The organism is Thioclava nitratireducens (assembly GCF_001940525.2).
Classification (GTDB): domain Bacteria; phylum Pseudomonadota; class Alphaproteobacteria; order Rhodobacterales; family Rhodobacteraceae; genus Thioclava; species Thioclava nitratireducens.
In genome coordinates this window covers 87,564-104,005 of sequence record NZ_CP019437.1, presented here as the reverse complement: position 1 = coordinate 104,005, position 16,442 = coordinate 87,564, and the positions used below count along the sequence as shown (strand labels likewise).

The 16,442-nt window shown below is 64.8% G+C and carries 17 protein-coding genes; 6 read left to right on the top strand and 11 right to left on the bottom strand.

Annotation, left to right across the window (positions count from 1 at the left end):
- Window positions 1–155 precede the first annotated feature (155 nt).
- Window positions 156–3,614: a chromosome segregation protein SMC gene (gene smc, locus BMG03_RS00495; protein WP_075775396.1), complete on the bottom strand. Its 3,459-nt coding sequence runs from the start codon at window positions 3,612–3,614 to the stop codon at window positions 156–158.
- 261 nt (window positions 3,615–3,875) lie between these two features.
- Between smc and BMG03_RS00490 the strand changes: the two genes are divergently transcribed.
- Complete coding sequence (locus tag BMG03_RS00490; RefSeq protein ID WP_075775397.1) at window positions 3,876–4,232, top strand: CidA/LrgA family protein; 357 nt, start codon at window positions 3,876–3,878, stop codon at window positions 4,230–4,232.
- Entirely contained in the window at window positions 4,225–4,941 is a 717-nt protein-coding gene (locus tag BMG03_RS00485) for an LrgB family protein (RefSeq protein ID WP_075775398.1), read from the top strand. Before BMG03_RS00490 ends, BMG03_RS00485 begins: the two co-directional genes overlap by 8 nt.
- Before the next feature lie 10 nt (window positions 4,942–4,951).
- Here the strand turns inward: BMG03_RS00485 and BMG03_RS00480 are convergent, their stop codons facing one another.
- The 7 genes from BMG03_RS00480 to BMG03_RS00450 form a co-directional block, all read right to left on the bottom strand.
- Entirely contained in the window at window positions 4,952–5,608 is a 657-nt protein-coding gene (locus BMG03_RS00480) for a trimeric intracellular cation channel family protein (protein ID WP_075775399.1), read from the bottom strand.
- Entirely contained in the window at window positions 5,605–6,069 is a 465-nt protein-coding gene (gene rnhA / locus BMG03_RS00475; protein WP_075775464.1) for a ribonuclease HI, read from the bottom strand. The genes BMG03_RS00480 and rnhA overlap by 4 nt, the downstream gene beginning before the upstream one ends.
- Window positions 6,062–6,667, bottom strand: a complete 606-nt coding sequence (locus tag BMG03_RS00470) for a glutathione S-transferase family protein (protein ID WP_075775400.1) — start codon at window positions 6,665–6,667, stop codon at window positions 6,062–6,064. Before BMG03_RS00470 ends, rnhA begins: the two co-directional genes overlap by 8 nt.
- Before the next feature lie 4 nt (window positions 6,668–6,671).
- Entirely contained in the window at window positions 6,672–7,100 is a 429-nt protein-coding gene (locus BMG03_RS00465; RefSeq protein WP_077701026.1) for a DUF3429 domain-containing protein, read from the bottom strand.
- Entirely contained in the window at window positions 7,100–8,047 is a 948-nt protein-coding gene (gene ispH / locus BMG03_RS00460) for a 4-hydroxy-3-methylbut-2-enyl diphosphate reductase (protein WP_075775401.1), read from the bottom strand. Before ispH ends, BMG03_RS00465 begins: the two co-directional genes overlap by 1 nt.
- A gap of 60 nt (window positions 8,048–8,107) precedes the next feature.
- Window positions 8,108–8,554 carry a YqaA family protein gene (locus tag BMG03_RS00455; protein ID WP_075775402.1) on the bottom strand — a complete coding sequence of 149 codons (447 nt, stop codon included), beginning with the start codon at window positions 8,552–8,554 and terminating at the stop codon, window positions 8,108–8,110.
- A 111-nt stretch (window positions 8,555–8,665) separates the two neighbouring features.
- Window positions 8,666–9,229 carry a LabA-like NYN domain-containing protein gene (locus BMG03_RS00450; protein ID WP_075775403.1) on the bottom strand — a complete coding sequence of 188 codons (564 nt, stop codon included), beginning with the start codon at window positions 9,227–9,229 and terminating at the stop codon, window positions 8,666–8,668.
- Window positions 9,230–9,379: 150 nt separating this feature from the next.
- Between BMG03_RS00450 and folK the strand changes: the two genes are divergently transcribed.
- The 4 genes from folK to BMG03_RS00430 all read left to right on the top strand — a co-directional run bounded on the left by folK (window position 9,380) and on the right by BMG03_RS00430 (window position 13,261).
- The gene (gene folK / locus BMG03_RS00445; protein WP_075775404.1) at window positions 9,380–9,940 is read left to right on the top strand and encodes a 2-amino-4-hydroxy-6-hydroxymethyldihydropteridine diphosphokinase; all 561 of its coding nucleotides are present in this window, start codon (window positions 9,380–9,382) and stop codon (window positions 9,938–9,940) included.
- Window positions 9,941–10,038: 98 nt separating this feature from the next.
- Window positions 10,039–10,395 (top strand): DNA-directed RNA polymerase subunit omega, encoded by a 357-nt coding sequence (gene rpoZ, locus BMG03_RS00440; protein ID WP_075775405.1) that lies wholly within the window; start codon window positions 10,039–10,041, stop codon window positions 10,393–10,395.
- A gap of 27 nt (window positions 10,396–10,422) precedes the next feature.
- Window positions 10,423–12,555: a RelA/SpoT family protein gene (locus tag BMG03_RS00435; RefSeq protein ID WP_075775406.1), complete on the top strand. Its 2,133-nt coding sequence runs from the start codon at window positions 10,423–10,425 to the stop codon at window positions 12,553–12,555.
- Window positions 12,556–12,589: 34 nt separating this feature from the next.
- On the top strand, window positions 12,590–13,261 hold the full coding sequence (locus BMG03_RS00430) for a DUF2062 domain-containing protein (protein ID WP_075775407.1): 672 nt from the start codon (window positions 12,590–12,592) through the stop codon (window positions 13,259–13,261).
- Window positions 13,262–13,280: 19 nt separating this feature from the next.
- Here the strand turns inward: BMG03_RS00430 and BMG03_RS00425 are convergent, their stop codons facing one another.
- The 3 genes from BMG03_RS00425 to BMG03_RS00415 form a co-directional block, all read right to left on the bottom strand.
- Complete coding sequence (locus BMG03_RS00425; RefSeq protein WP_075775408.1) at window positions 13,281–13,526, bottom strand: WGR domain-containing protein; 246 nt, start codon at window positions 13,524–13,526, stop codon at window positions 13,281–13,283.
- 104 nt (window positions 13,527–13,630) lie between these two features.
- Window positions 13,631–14,341, bottom strand: a complete 711-nt coding sequence (locus tag BMG03_RS00420) for a response regulator transcription factor (RefSeq protein WP_075775409.1) — start codon at window positions 14,339–14,341, stop codon at window positions 13,631–13,633.
- Window positions 14,338–16,242, bottom strand: coding sequence for a hybrid sensor histidine kinase/response regulator (locus BMG03_RS00415; protein WP_075775410.1), 1,905 nt, complete (start codon window positions 16,240–16,242; stop codon window positions 14,338–14,340). The genes BMG03_RS00420 and BMG03_RS00415 overlap by 4 nt, the downstream gene beginning before the upstream one ends.
- Between the last annotated feature and the right edge of the window lie 200 nt (window positions 16,243–16,442).

The window sequence follows — 16,442 nt, the reverse complement described above, 5'->3', positions numbered from 1 at the left end:
TTCGACGCGAGGCTAGGCGCGCGCCTTTTCTCCCGCAAGCGGAATCGCTTCTCTTCTTCTTGATGAAAATATCCCGGGGCGCGATAGCGCAGGGTAGAGCCCCTTCACCCTTTAGTTTTGTCGCCCTACGGCGACGAGGGCGGAGCCCCTTGCTGTTACGCCACCAGCGCCTCGGCCTTCTTCAGGTCGACCGAGACGAGCTGGCTCACGCCCTGCTCCTGCATCGTCACCCCGAACAGCCGGTCCATCCGCGCCATCGTCACCGCATGGTGGGTGATGATCAAAAAGCGCGTATCGGTGCGCCGCGTCATCTCGTCGAGCAGGTCGCAGAAGCGCGTAACGTTGGCGTCGTCTAGCGGCGCGTCGACCTCGTCAAGCACGCAGATCGGCGCGGGGTTGGCCATGAAGACCGCGAAGATCAGCGCCATCGCGGTCAGCGTCTGCTCCCCGCCCGACAACAGCGACAGCGTGGACAGCTTCTTGCCCGGCGGCTGGCACATGATCTCGAGACCGGCCTCCAGCGGGTCGTCGCTTTCGACCAGTTGCAGGTTCGCAGAGCCACCGCCGAAGAGGTGGGTGAACAGCGTGCGGAAGTTCTCGTTCACCTGCTCGAACGCGGTCAGAAGACGCTCGCGCCCTTCGCGGTTGAGCCCCGAAATCCCGGCGCGCAGCTTGCGGATCGCCTCTTCGAGATCGGATTTCTCCTGCACCAGCGCGTCATGCTCTTCCTGTACCTCGCGCGCATCTTCCTCGGCGCGCAGGTTGACTGCGCCGAGGCTCTCGCGCAGTCGCTTGAGCCGGTTCACTTCCGCGTCGAGCTTCTCCGCGTCGGGCATCTTCTCGGGATCGGTATCGAGGCTTTCCAGCAGATCCTGCGGCGACTTCTCGGTCTCTTCCAGGATGCGTTCGGCGGCATAGGCGACGGTTTCGCGCGCCGCGTCGACGCGGGCCTCGGCGCGGGCGCGGGCTTCGCGCGCCTCGCCAGCCAGACGTTCGGCCTCGCGCTCAGCCAGCTGCGCCTCGCGCAGGGCGGTTTCCGCGCCCGACAGCTTTTCCGACGCTTCGGCCTGACGCGCTTCGGCGGTGGCAATGGCTTCCGACAGCTCGGCGCGTTTCGCGGCCAATTCCTCAGGGGCGGCGGAGGCGTCTTTCAACTCCGCCTCGCTCTCGATCTTGCGGGTTTCCAGCTCGGCGGAGCGTTTCTCTGCAGTCTCCAGCCGGTGCCGCCAACCGGAGATTTCCTTGGTGATCTCCTGCCGACGCTTCAGCCGCGCCTCGCCCTCGCGACGTATTTCGTCATGGGCGGAGCGCTTGGTCATCATCGTCATCCGCGCCGCTTCGACGGTCATCTTCACAGCCTCGACGTCGCCGCGCGCGGCGTCCAGATCGGGCAGGGAGGATTGCGCATTCACCGCCTCGCGCAGCGCCATCCGCGCGCTGCTAGCTTCTTCCTCGTGGCGTGCGACGGCGAGCTGTGCGCTTTCAAGCTTGGAGCTGGCGATGGAACGATCGGCCTCGGCGCGGCTGAGCGCGCGGCCGGCCTCGGCCAGACGGCGATCGGCCTCGCGGCGCGCCTCGCGGGCGCTGGTATCGGCGCGTGTGGCCTCGGCCAGCGCGGCGGTCAGCGCCTCATGAGCGGATTTCGCGCCCGAAGCGCGCGCCTCGGCCTCTTCGAGATCGCGCTTCAATTCCACCAGACGGTTGAGCTGTTGCAGGCGCAGTGCGGCGGCGGTCGGGGCATCCTCGGCGCCGGCGCGATAGCCGTCCCAGCGCCACAGGTCGCCCTCGGTCGACACCAGCCGCTGACCGGGGGCCAGCTGATCCTGCAGCCGCGCGCCCTCGTCATAATCCTCTACCAGACCAATCTGCGAAATCCGGCGGACCAGCACGTCGGGCACGTCGACATGGGCCGAGAGCGGCTCGACCCCGGCGGGCAGGGGTTGCGGCGTGGGATAGTCGGGGAGGGCTTGCCAGCCGGTCGCGTCATCCTCGCCGACTTCCGGCGCGCGCAGGTCATCGGCGAGGGCGGCACCAAGGGCCGCCTCGTAGCCACGATCCACCCGGACGCGGTCGAGAATTTGCTGACCGTTGGAGGCTTCGCGCTCGACCAGACGAGCCAGTGCCGAGACTTCGGCGCGCAAGGCCCCCGCTTCGCCCTCGGCCTCCGAGCGCGCTGCCCGGGCTGCGCTTTCGCGGCCCTGCGCCTCGGCGCGCGCGTCATCGGCAGCGGCCAACGACTCTTCGGCAGCTTCGGCGGCAGCTTGCGCTTGTGTCTGTGCGCCTTCGGCTGCCTCGAATTCCGCATTCGCCTTCGCAAGCGCGGCGGCAGCAGCCTCGGCAGCTTGCTTCGCCTGCGCGGCGGCGGCCTCGGATTTCTCGGCCGTCGCGCGGTTGTCGGTCACCAAACGCTGCGACGACTGGTGGCGGGCCGCGAGCCGCGCGACATCCTCGGTCAGTTCCGACAGTTGCGCCTCGCGCTCCTGCAGAATCTGCGCAGCCTCATGGGCGGCATCGACCGCTGCGGCCAGCTTGTCTTCATGCCCCTCGGAGGCTTTCGCGATCTGCGCCTGCTCCCATTCGAGCCGCCCGATCGTCTCCCCCGCATCGCGATTTAGGCCCGCTTCGCGCTCCATGTCACGCACGAGCTGCTCGATCCGGGCCTTCAGCGTCTCGATCCGCGCAATCGCCTGATCTTCCTGATCCGAGAGCGCGTCGCGCTGTACGGTGAGGCGTTGCAGGATCGCGCCTGCGATGGCTTCTTCCTCGCGCAGCGGCGGCAATGCGTCTTCCTTGCCCTGCCGGGCTTTCGCCGCCTCGCGGGAGGCTCTCTCGGCTTGCGCGGCCCCGGTGACCTTCTCGCGATGCGCCTCTTCGGCGGTCGTGCGGGCCAGATCGGCTTCGCGCCAACGACGATACAGCAGCATCCCCTCGGCGCGGCGCAGCTCTTCGCCGATGGTGCGGTAGCGCGCGGCCTGACGGGCCTGCCGGGCGAGGGTAGCCAGCTGCGAGGCGAGTTGCTCGATCACGTCATCGACGCGCGTCAGATTCTGCTCGGCGCCGTTCAGCTTCAGCTCCGCCTCGTGGCGGCGCTGATAGAGCCCGGAAATCCCGGCCGCTTCCTCGAGGATGCGGCGACGGTTCTTCGGCTTGGCGTTGATCAGCTCGGAAATCTGGCCCTGCCGCACGAGTGCGGGCGAATGCGCTCCGGTCGAGGCGTCCGCGAACAGCATCTGAACGTCTCGGGCCCGCACGTCCTTGGAGTTCACCTTGTAGGCCGAGCCCGCATCGCGGGTGATCCGGCGCACGATCTCCAGCCCGTCGCTGTCGTTGAACCCCGAGGGCGCGAGCCGCTCGGTATTGTCGATCTGCAGCGCGACTTCCGCGAAATTGCGCGCGCCCCGCGACGAGGCCCCCGCGAAGATCACGTCTTCCATCCCGCCGCCGCGCATCGCCGAGGGGCGGTTCTCGCCCATCACCCAGCGCAGCGCTTCCAGGAGGTTCGACTTGCCGCAGCCATTGGGCCCGACGACGCCGGTCAGCCCGTCATGGATCACGAGATCCGTGGGGTCCACGAAGCTCTTGAAACCGTTGAGACGTAGCCGAGAGAAGCGCAATTGCCGAACTTTCCGAATCTGAATGAGTACTGAGAAGTGTCCGTAGAGCAGGCCTGCGAGTCAATGGGAAGACACTTCATCTGGAGATGATGGCGGCATTATCCACAAGATATTGGCGTATTCTCGCCGGTGTTTCGCGCAATTTGCGCTCCGGATTCTCGAAGCCGGGAGGAGCGTGTCTCGCCTGAAGCTCTTGAATAGTCCGTCTTTTCCTTTTGTGCGGGCAGGCTTAGCATCGAAAGCGACCCAAGGAGCCGACCGATGATCCCAGCCCTGTCCCTGATCCTCGCCTGCCAACTCGCCGGCGAGATCCTGTCCCGCGCCTTGCAGCTACCGCTTCCCGGCCCGGTTCTGGGGATGATCTTCCTGCTGATCGTGATGAGCGTCTCGGGCAAGGTGCAGCAGATCGTGCGCCCCACTGCCCAGTTCGTCTTGCAACACCTGTCGCTTCTCTTCGTGCCGGCGGGCGTGGGGATCGTCGCGCATCTCGGCGCGCTGCGCGAGCATGGGCTTGGACTGGCGGTGGCGCTGGTGGTCTCGACCATGCTTGCGATCGTGGTCGGTGCGGCGGTTTTCGTCGCGGTGGCGAAGCTGACACGGAGCGATGTGGATGACTGATCCGTTCAAGCTCTGGTCCTATCTGTCCTCCGAACCGCTCTTGTGGCTGTGGGCGACGCTGATCGCCTATTGGATCGGGGATGCGATCTTCAAAAGCGTGAACCGCAACCCCTTCGCCAATCCGGTGATGATCGCGGTGGTGATCCTCGGCGCGGTGCTCCTGATGACCGGCACGCCCTATCAGCGCTATTTCGACGGGGCGCAATTCGTGCATTTCATGCTGGGCCCGGCGACGGTCTGCCTGGCGGTGCCGCTGCATGCGAACCTGCCCAAGGTGAAGCGCGCCCTGCTGCCGATCGCAGCGGGGCTGGTGGCGGGGTCGGTCACGGCCATCGTCTCGGTTCTGGCGATTGCGAAGGCGATGGGGGCGGGGCCTGAGTTGCTCGCCTCGCTCGCGCCGAAATCGGTGACGGCCCCGGTGGCTATCGGGATTTCGCAAAGCTTGGGCGGGGAGCCGTCGCTGACGGCGGCGTTGGTGATCCTGACCGGGATGATCGGGGCGATCACAGTGACGCCGATGCTCAACCTGCTGGGCTTTCGCGACTGGCGGGCGCGGGGCTTCGCGGTGGGCGTCGCGGCCCACGGGATCGGCACGGCGCGTGCCTTTCAGGTACATGAGACTGCGGGCGCCTTTGCGTCCATCGGCATGGGGCTGAACGCGGTGCTGACCGCCTTCCTCGCGCCGGTGGTGCTGAGTTACTTCGGTTAATCGACTTCCGTCAGTATTGCCTCGGCGGGCGGGCCTTGTAGACCGGGAGCTTCCAGCCGAAGCGCAGCGATCCAGCGCGCAGCGCAAAGGTCACGCCGCCGCAGATCAGCAGCGCCAGCAGCGTATCCGCTCCGAGCGCCGTCGCGACCAGCGCGCTCGCTGCCCCTGCGAAGGCGCAGGACAGGTAAAGCTCGCCCTGTTTGAGGACCAGCGGCACCTCGTTGCAAACCACGTCGCGCATCAGGCCCCCGAAGGTGCCGGTGGCGATGCCCATGATCAGCACGATGACCGGGCCGTGCTCCAGCCGCATCGTGATCGCCACGCCCGCCGGTACCGCCACCGCCAATGCGCAGGCATCCAGCCACAGCAGTGCACGATAGCGGCTTTCCAGAAGATGCGCGGTGAAGAACACGACCACCGCCGCCCCCGCCGCGATAAGCACATAGGTGGGATCGCCGACCCAGAAGACCGGGTCACGGCCGAGAAGCAGGTCGCGCAGGGTGCCGCCGCCGATAGCAGTCAGCGCGGCAACGAAGATGAAGCCCACGAGGTCGAGCTGCTGGCGCGAGGCGACCAGCGCCCCGGTCAGTGCGAAGACCAGCACCGAAGCGTAATCCAGCGCCGCACCCACGGGAAAATCTCCCAGCCATGCGGGTAGGGCGGTCATTTTTGCTTGGCCGGTTTGAAGGGCTCCATCCCGGCGCGGGCCAATTCATCGGCGCGCTCGTTCTCCGGGTGGCCCGCATGGCCCTTGATCCATTCCCAGGTCACGCGATGGCGGCGCTGCGCCTCGTCGAGCCGCTGCCAGAGATCGACGTTCTTCACCGGTTTCTTCGCCGCAGTCTTCCAGCCGTTGCGCTTCCAGCCGTGGATCCAGCCGGTCACGCCGTTCTTCACGTATGCGGAGTCTGTGGTGATCGTGATCGCGGTGTCGCGGGTCAGGGCCTCCAGCGCGTTGATCGCGGCCAGAAGCTCCATCCGGTTATTGGTGGTCTCGGCCTCGCCCCCCTTGAGCTCGCGCTCCTTGACGACCGCTTCGCCGTCCATCGCGCGCATCAAGACGCCCCAGCCGCCGGGGCCGGGATTGCCGCTGCACGCGCCATCCGTCCATGCGTAAAGCTTAGCCATCGAGACCCACATAGCCGTCGAGCTTAGCGATCCGGTCGAGCCAGCGGCGCAGCGCCGGGAAGGGCTCGAGATCATAGCCGCCGCGCGTGTCGGCGGTGTGGGTATAGGCGTAGAGGCAGATATCGGCGAGGCTCATCGCGTCGCCTGCAAGCCAATCCGCCTGCTCCAGCCGCTGCTCCATGATGCCCAAAAGGACGTGGCCGCGCACTTCCAGCGCGTCGAGCGTCTCCTGCGTTCGCTCATGGGCGCGATGCGGATAGCAGAGGATCGCGGCGCGCACGGCGATGACGCCCTCGTGCTGGTTCTGCTCCCAGAACATCCAGGACAGCATCTGCGCCCGGGCGAAACGATCCTCCGGCACGAAGCGCGAGCCTTCGCCGAGATAGGTCAGGATCGCGTTGGATTCGCCCAGCACCCGCCCGTCATCGAGTTGGAGCGTGGGTGCTTTGCCGAAGGGAAGGGCCCCGCTTTCATGAGCCTCGGCCAAAGCGTCGCTGTCATATTCCACATCGACCCGGTCATAGCTCTCGCCCAGCAGCGCCATCAGCAGACGCACCTTGTAGCTGTTGCCCGAGGAGGGCATCGAATAAAGCTTCATCTCGTTACGTCCTTACGATCGCGATCAGGCAGGCGACGACGACTGCCGTCAGGCCGATGCGCAGTTTCAGCCACCAGAGCGGCGTATGACCGAACTTCTGGAACAGCCAGTCGAGCGGCAGCAGGGCGAGGAAGCCGAGAAGCAGTACGAAATTCACCGGCATCCCGAGCGCCACGAAAGCGATGAAGAAGAGGACCGGGGCCACGGCGAGGAAATAGCCGGTCTCCCATTCCGCACGCGCCGCGAAGCCCCAGAGGCTGCCTGCCATGAAGCAGAAGATCATCAGGCCATAGGCGAGCACGGCTACACGCGGATCGGCGACGAAGGCGAATTGCCCGGTCTGCACCACCAGCACGCCCCAAAGGAACGGGATCAGCCCGGCAAGGCCGAGGATCAGCGCGCCGCCGGGGATTTTCGGACCCATACCGCGCATCACGAGGCTTCCCGCAATACGCGCGGCACCTTGAACTCGATGTCCTCGCGGGCGGTTTCGATCTGGTCGACCGTCAGGTCAAAGCGTTGGCGGAAAGCGTCGATCACCTCGTCGATCAGCACTTCCGGTGCTGACGCGCCTGCGGTCACGCCGACCGTCTTCACGCCTTCCAGCGCGCGCCAGTCGATATCCTCGGCGCGTTGCACGAGTTGCGAATAGGCGCAGCCCGAAGCCTTGCCGACCTCGACGAGACGCCGCGAGTTGGACGAGTTCGGCGCGCCGATCACCAGCAGCGCGTCGATCTGATCGGCCATCGCCTTCACCGCCGCCTGACGGTTCGTGGTGGCATAGCAGATGTCTTCCTTGGCGGGGCCGACGATCTTCGGGAAGCGGTCCTGCAGGGCCTCGACGATTGCTGCCGTGTCATCGACCGAAAGCGTGGTCTGGGTGATGAAAGCCAGTTGGTCGGGATCGCGCGGTGTGATCTTGGCCACGTCTTCGACCGTTTCGACCAGTAGCACCTCGCCTTCAGGCAGTTGCCCCATCGTGCCGAGAACTTCCGGGTGGCCGGCATGGCCGATCATGACCATCTGCAGCCCCTCTTTCGAGTGCCGCTCGGCTTCCTTATGGACCTTGCTCACCAGCGGGCAGGTCGCGTCAACATAGATCATCTCGCGCCGCGAAGCCTCGGCGGGCACCGATTTCGGCACGCCGTGGGCCGAGAAGATCACCGGTCGGTCGTCGGGGCATTCGTCGAGCTCTTCGACAAAGACGGCGCCTTGGTCGCGCAGGCTGTCGACGACGTATTTGTTATGCACGATCTCGTGGCGCACATAGACCGGGGCGCCCCATTTCTCGAGGGCCATCTCGACGATCTTGATCGCCCGGTCGACGCCCGCGCAAAAGCCGCGCGGGGCTGCGAGATAGAGTGTCAGGGAGGGTTTCATCGCGCGCTCCTTTGTTCGGGTTCAGACGTAAAGCTCCACCAGCCTCGCGTCCAGAGGCGATCAGCTTGCAAGCCCGATGGCCTGTGCCGTCAGCCATGCCAGCACCGCGTAGCGTCCCGCTTTCGCGAGGAAGACCAGCGGCAGGAACAGCCACATCGACATCCGCAGGATGCCCGCGACGAGGCAGATCAGGTCGCCTCCGGGCGCCCAGCTCAGCAGCAATAGCCCGATCCCCCAGCGCTCGAACCAACGGTGGCCGCGCGCGAGCTGCGTCTCGTTCGCGGGAAACCATTTGCGATCTTTCCAGCGGGTCACGCCGAGACCGATCGCATAAGTGACGAGCGAGCCGATCGTATTGCCCACGGCGGCGACGAGGATCATCAGCCAGATATTCTGGGTGCCGAGGGTCTGCAGCGCCACGAAAACCACTTCTGACTGGAAGGGGATCGGCGTGGCGGCCAGAAGGGCCGAGACGAAGAGGCCGAGCAGGGAGACGTTTTCGAGCATCAGGGCTTTCGTGAAAAGCAGCCGGGAGAACGATCCCGGAAAAGACGAAGGGCGCGCAGGTGATCCGCACGCCCCTTCAATCACGAATTACGGCCCGCGTCAGGCCCCGGATCAGCTCTCGCTGCCGTCTTCGCCTTCGCGCGGCTCGCGCGGCGGGCGCCCGATAACTTCGCGCAGCGCGTCGAGTTCGATGAAATTATCGGCCTGACGACGCAGTTCGTCGGCGATCATCGGCGGCTGCGAGCGGATCGTCGAGACGACCGAGACACGGCAGCCCTGACGCTGAAGGCTTTCGACCAGCGGCCGGAAATCGCCATCGCCAGAGAACAGCACGATATGATCGAGGCGCGGTGCGAGCTCCATCGCGTCGACGGCAAGCTCGATATCCATATTGCCCTTCACCTTTCGGCGGCCCATGGAATCCGTATATTCCTTCGCGGGCTTGGTAACCATCGCGAAGCCGTTGTAATTCAGCCAATCCACCAGCGGACGGATCGGCGAATATTCTTCGCTCTCCAGGAGGGCTGTGTAATAAAACGCGCGCACGAGTTTGCCGCGGCGCTCGAATTCTTGTCTCAACAGCTTGTAATCAATATCAAAGCCAAGCGCCTTGGCGGCCGCATAAAGATTAGATCCGTCTATGAACAGGGCGAGTCGTTCGTCCTTGTAGAACATACAGTCCTCTTGCACAGGTGGGGTGGACCAGATCGCTCATGTGCCGATACGGAAAGGATTAACCGTATCTCAGTCTTGCACAGGCGGGGAGGGCCGACCAGATTTAACTAGGACATATCGCATTTCGCGAGGGAAACGGAATCTGTCTTTATGGACACTAACTATTTGGTCGCTTTAGGGGCGAATTTACCGAGCCAATATGGGTCTCCTCGCGAAACGCTCTGCGCCGCTTTGGAGCGCTTGGAGCAACTGGGTTTTTCCATGGTGGCAATTAGCCGCTTCTGGTCGACGCCCGCCGTTCCCGCTGGGGCCGGTCCCGACTTCGTGAACGCTTGTTGCAAAATGCGATGCAATTTGCAACCTCGCGATGTCCTCGCGCAACTCCATGTCTTGGAAGAAGAATTTGGCCGCGTGCGGGAAGGCCGCTGGAGCGCGCGGGTCATTGATGTTGACCTGATTGCATCAGAGGAGCGGGTTCTGCCGGATCGCGACGCCTTTTTGCGCTGGCAGAATCTTCCGCAGGACGCGCAGCAGCGCGAGGCCCCGAGCGAGCTGATCCTGCCGCATCCGCGCTTGCAGGACAGGGCTTTCGTGCTGATTCCCCTTGCCGAAATCGCGCCGCTCTGGCCCCATCCGGTGACGGGGCAAAGCGTGATGGAGATGCTTGCAGCGCTTCCGGAAGCGGAAAAATCGTCGATTTCTCCGCTATGAGGGGGGCAAAACCCTGCGGGCGGGGTGGATGGGCGCTTGTGTTTCCGCACTGCAAAGCCTAAGTAGGGCCCTCAATCCGAGTTCTTCTGGAGAGATTCATGGCCCGCGTGACGGTTGAAGATTGCGTTGACAAGGTTCCGAACCGCTTCGAGCTGGTAATGCTCGCTTCGCATCGTGCCCGCGAAATCGCTGCTGGCGCTCCCATCACGGTCGAGCGCGACAACGATAAAAACCCCGTCGTCGCTCTGCGCGAAATCGCCGAGGAGACCCAATCAGCCGAGGATCTGCGTGAGCGTCTCATCGAGAGCAACCAGACCCAGATCGAGGTCGACGAGCCCGAAGAGGACTCGATGGCGATGCTCATGGGTGGCGAATCCCCCGATCGTGCCGTCGAGGACGACATGAGCGAAGAGCGCATGTTGCGCGCGCTGATGGACGCGCAAGGGCGCGAGTAATCCACTGATTGGCCGGAACGAGCGCGAATGATCGACGTCGAAGACCTGATCGCGCTCGTCCGCAATTATAATCCCAAGACCGATGCGGATCTGATCCGGAAGGCCTATGCCTACGGTAAGGATATGCATGAAGGGCAGTTCCGGCATTCGGGCGAGCCCTATTTTTCGCATCCCGTCGCGGTGGCGGCGATCCTGACCGAACAGCGTCTGGATGATGCGACCATCGTCACCGCCCTTCTGCACGACACGATCGAAGACACGCGCTCGACCTATGGCGAGGTCGCCGGGATGTTCGGCGAGCAGATCGCCGAGCTGGTCGACGGCGTCACCAAGCTGACCAACCTGCAACTCTCGAACGCGGCCTCGAAGCAGGCGGAAAACTTCCGCAAGCTGTTCATGGCGATGTCGAAAGACCTGCGGGTGATCCTCGTGAAGCTCGCCGACCGCCTGCACAACATGCGCACGATCCGTTCGATGCGGCCGGAAAAGCAGGCTCAGAAAGCGCGCGAGACGATGGAGATCTACGCGCCGCTCGCAGGCCGGATGGGTATGCAGTGGATGCGCGAGGAACTCGAAGACCTCGCCTTCAAGGTACTCAACCCCGAGGCGCGCACCTCGATCATTCGGCGCTTCGTCAGCCTGCAAAAGGAAACCGGCGATGTGATCCCGAAGATCACCGCCGACATCCGCGCGCTGCTCGAAGACGAGGATATCGACGCCGACGTGTTCGGTCGCGCGAAGCGGCCCTATTCGATCTGGCGCAAGATGGAGGAGAAGCAGCTCACCTTCTCGCGCCTGTCGGATATCTACGGCTTCCGCGTTATCACCCGCACCGAGATGGACTGCTACCGGGTCCTCGGGCTGATCCACCACCGCTGGCGTGCGGTGCCGACCCGCTTCAAGGATTATATCAGCCAGCCGAAGACCAACGGCTATCGCTCGATTCACACCACGGTGTCGGGGCGCGACGGCAAGCGCGTCGAGGTGCAGATCCGCACCCGCCAGATGCACGAAGTCGCCGAGGCAGGCGTCGCGGCGCATTGGTCCTATCGCGATGGCGAGCGCGCGCAGAACCCCTTCGCGGTCGATCCGGCGAAATGGTTGGCCTCGCTGAGCGAGCGGTTCTCGGACCCCGATGGCGATGGCGATCACGACGAGTTTCTCGAGAACGTCAAACTCGAGATGTATTCCGATCAGGTCTTCTGCTTCACGCCGAAAGGCGATGTGGTGAAGCTGCCGAAAGGCGCCACTCCGATCGATTTCGCCTATGCGATCCACACGCGTATCGGCAATAGCTGCGTCGGCGCCAAGGTCGACGGCATCCGCGTTCCGCTCTGGACGCGCTTGAAAAACGGCCAGTCGGTCGAGGTGATCACCGCCTCGGGCCAGCGTCCGCAGTTGACCTGGCTCGATATAGTGGCGACCGGGCGCGCCAAGGCGGCGATCCGCAAATCGCTGCGCGAGGAAGATCGCGACCGCTTCATCAAGCTGGGTCAGGAATTGGCACGGGTGGCGTTTGAGCATGTCGGCCGCCGCGTGACCGACAAGGCGCTGCGCACCGCCGGCAAGGCGCTGGGGATCGGCGATCAGGACGAGGTTCTCGCGCGGCTCGGCTCTGCGGAACTTGCGGCCTCGGACGTGTTGGACGCGCTTTACCCGGAACTCGCGCAACGCCGCGAAGGCGCCGAGATCGAGCCGACCCGCGCCGTTCTGGGGCTCGCCGCCGATCAGAGCTTCCGCCGTGCCGATTGCTGCCAGCCGCTCCCGGGAGAGCGGATCGTCGGCATCACCTATCGCGGTAAGGGCGTGGTGATCCACGCCATCGATTGCCCCGCTCTCGAAGAGTTCGAGGATCAGCCCGAACGCTGGGTCGATCTGCATTGGAAAACCGGGCAACACCCGCCTGCCTATACCGCGACGCTCAAGGTCACGATCTCGAACGACGCGGGCGTGCTGGGACATATCTGCACCTTGATCGGCCAGCAGAAGGCAAATATTTCGGACCTCAACTTCGTGGAGCGCAAGCCGGATTTCTATTCGGTGCTCGTAGAGGTCGAACTGTGCGATGCGGAACATATGCATCGCCTGCTTACCGCCCTTGAGGCGGAGAGCGACGTGGCGCAGGTGGAGCGGATCAGGAACCTGTCGCGCAAACCCTGACGCACACGGCGCAGGGGGGAGAAAGGACGGCGGCGTGGTCTTCAGGCGGCGCGAAAAAAGGGGGCTTCTGGCCAACCTGCGCGAGGCGATCTGGCCGCGTTCGGGCTGGTCCCGGGCTTTCCAATACGTCAAGCACCGCGTCAACCGACTGCCCGACCGCCCGCATCGCATCGCCCGCGGCGTCTGGGCCGGGGTCTTGGTCTCGTTCACGCCGCTCTTCGGATTTCACTTCGTCAGCGCGGCGGCCGTGGCCTGGATCATGCGTGGCAATATCCTCGCGGCGATCCTCGCCACCTTCTTCGGCAACCCGGTCACCTTCCCGATCATCGCTGTCTTCTCGACGAAGCTTGGGCACAAGATCCTGGGCGACCGGCTCGATCATGGCGGAGAGCCCGAAAGCCTGCTGCAGACCTTTCAGGCGGCGAGCCACGATCTGCTGCATAACTTCTGGGCGATGTTCACCCCCGAACATGCCGAATGGAGCGGTTTGGAGCGGTTCTTCACCGACGTCTGGCTACCCTACTTGATCGGCGGAATCGTTCCCGGCGTGATCTCAGCGACAATCTGCTACTACGTGTCCTTGCCGATCATCACCGCCTATCAGAACCGGCGGCGTAGTCGGCTCAAGGCGCGGCTCGAGAAGATGCGGGCGAAGATCAAGCGCGAGGAAAGGGCGGCGGCGAAGGCCGAGAAGTCCGAGGATTGAACCGATCCGGCTCGCCGCGTCAGCTTTGCGTGCCGCCTGCGTCCGCCGCGCTCAGCGCGTAGCCGCGCCGTTGCGCCCGGCGGCGAAACCGCTCGGCGGCATGGACCGCTTCGCGCAGGTTGGAGAACCAGCGCAGGCAGGAGGCGCCGGTCTGACCTTGCAGCCCCCATTCGCGCAGCACGGTATATTCCCCGAACAGGTTGTCGGAGACTTCCACGCGATAGAACCGTCGCGATGTCGGCGTGTGTAGAAGGAGATTGAGCATGGCAGTGCCCCTGTATCCCGATTTCGTGAAGTGAATCAGAGCGGAGCGGTTTTGGCCAGCAAAAAGAGGTTAATGCCTTGCTGCCCGCAGCGCGGGCTATGTCCTCAGCTCCAGCGGACTTCGCCCAGGAAGATGTACCCAGCGCCGTATATCGTTTTGATAAGGCGTGGGTTTTTCGGATCTTCGCGAAGCTTCGTACGCAGCCGAGAGATCCGCACATCCATCGCCCGGTCGAAGCTCTCGCCCGCCGCGCCGCCCAAGCTTTCCTGCATCTGCGCGCGGGTGATCAGCCGGTTCGGGCTTTCGAGAAACAGCCGCAGCACCTCCCCCTCGGCATGGGAGAATGAGGTTTCGGCCCCATCTTCCGCGACGAGGAGGTAGCGGTCGAAATGCGCGGTCCAGCCTGCGAAACGGGCGGTTTGCGCCTGCGCGGGACTTTCGCTGCGCCCCTTGCGCAGGCGGGCGCGGATGCGCGCCACGACCTCGGCGGGATCGAAGGGCTTGATGATGTAATCATCCGCACCAAGCTCCAGCCCAGTCACCCGGTCCTGCACCTGCGCGCGGCCCGAGATGATGATGATCGCAGCGCCGGATTCCAGCGCCAGCCGATGCACCAGCGCCAGCCCGTCGCGATCAGGTAGCCCCAGATCGACGAGGCAGACATCCGGCGAAGAGCGCTTCAGCCCAACTTCGAACTCGGTCGCGCGGGCATAGCAGGTCGTGCGAAACCCGGCCTCTTCGAGCGCATCGGAGAGCATCCGGCGAATTTCGGGCTCGTCGTCGAGGATCGCGACAAGGGGGTGGTCGGCACTCATCGAGGCACTCCCGCAAGCAACGCCGCAAGCTGCGCGGCGGTAAAGGGTTTCTGAAGGACCGGGCAGGGGGCCTGCGCGCGCAGCGCATCGCCCGTTGGCAGCGAGGTCATCAGGATCATTGGAACCTGATCGCCGATACTGCGGGCAAGATCCACCCCGCTGCGCGGTCCGGGCAGCTGGATATCCGACAGGACCAGTTCAATGTCGGGCAGGTTCAGAAGCGCCTCGGCCTCGGCGATCGTACCCGCCTCTACGACCGTATGGTCGAGGGCGCGGAGCATGTCTCGGGTGCTGGCGCGGATGTCCTCGTCATCCTCGACCAGCAGAACCATCATAGGGTCGGCTTGCCGGGCGGCGGCTTTCAGCGGTAGCCGCATCGTTACGCGCGCTCCGTCCTCGGTGTTCTCCAGCCGCAGCGTGCCGCCCGCGAGCTTGGTCTGGTCATAGACCATCGACAGGCCGAGCCCGGAGCCCTCCTTGCCCTTCGTCGTGAAGAACGGGTCGAGCGCGTGTTCGAGCGCCTCGTCCGAGAAGCCTCCGCCCTGATCGGTGACGGTGATCTCGACCCAGGTGTCGCGCACTGCGCGGGCCTCGATACTGATCGTGCCGCCCTTCGCCCGCATTGCGTGATTGGCGTTCAGGATCAGGTTCAGAAGGCTGTCCTGCAGCGGCCCGGGATCGAGCAGGATCGGGTCGCTCAGACCGTTATTGGTGAAGTCGAGCGTCACCGGATCGTGCAGCGTCGGCCCCGCCATCGCGGCGAGATCGTCGAAGAGATCGTCCAGCACCACCGCCTGCGGGCGCAGCTCGCGCGGGCCCGAGATCGCGGCGATCCGGTCGAGAAGCGTGCCGCCGCGCCGCGCCGCGCCAAGGGTCGCGCGGATCGCCTCCTGCGCCTCCGCAGGCAGCCCCTCCATCCGTTCGAGCCGCCCCTGCAACCCGAGGATGATCGTCAGCAGATTGGCGAAATCATGCGCCAGCCCCGAGGACAGCTGCGCGGCCAATTCGCGCTTCGCCGTTTGCGCCAGCGCCGCGCGGACCTGCGCTTCGTGCGTGACATCGGTGGAGAGGATATAGATCCCGGTTACCTTGTCCTCGCCCGCGAGATCGGGGGTCAGCGCCACGCGGATGCGGCGGCCCGACGGGTCATGGGTGATCTCGACCACGCTCGCCTCGCCGGCAAGCGCGCGGCGAAAGCAGGGGGTGATCTTGCGATAGGTCTCTGGTCCGAGCGCCTCGCTCGCATGGTGGCCGACCGCATTGGCGAGCGAGCCGGGCATCACAGTTGACAGACGCCGGTTGGAATAGGTGTAGATCAGGTCGCGATCGACCCGCGCGATATGGGCAGGCATCATCTCGGTCACCTGCCGGGTGCGGGCCTCGGTGATGGCCAATTGGCGCGAGGTTTCCTCCAGCGCCATGTTGGTCGCGGCGAGTTCGCGGTTCGCCGCCGCGAGCGCCTCGGCATGGTCGAGGAGCTGACCCGACAACTCTTCGGATCGCGCGCGCAACAGTGCCTCCTGCCGCTTCACCGGCGTGATATCGGTATAGACCGTGACCCAGCCGCCTTCGGGCAGAGGCGCGCCCTCGACCGAGATCGTGCGCCCATTCGCGCGTTGCCGCTCCATGTAATGGGCCTCGAAGGCGCGCGCTGTCTCGACCCGTTCGCGGACGGCGGCCTCGATATCATCCACCTCGCCGTATTCGCCCCGCGTTACGAGGAAGCGAATCGTATCCTCGAAGGTGGTGCCGGGTCGGGTCAGCGCATCGGGTAGGTCGAACATCAGCTGGTATTGCCGGTTCGACACGGCCAGCCGCAGATCGCTGTCGAAGATCGACAGCGCCTGTCCGATGAGGTTCAGCCCCGCCTGTGTCAGCCGCTCGCGGCTTGTTTCGCTCACCTTGCCCCTCCCGCTCCTTGGCTTTTGCTACCACCGGCGGACGGCGCGGCAAAGCGCGTTTCGCTGCGCAGCGAAGTCGTAAGAATTCGTTACAATCACGAAAAGATCACGAAAACTTTGACAGAGACTGTCGAGCCATGCCGAACTGTGCGCGGAGGAGCGCCCAGAGCGGTCGAGGGACGCCGGACATACCGGCGCGA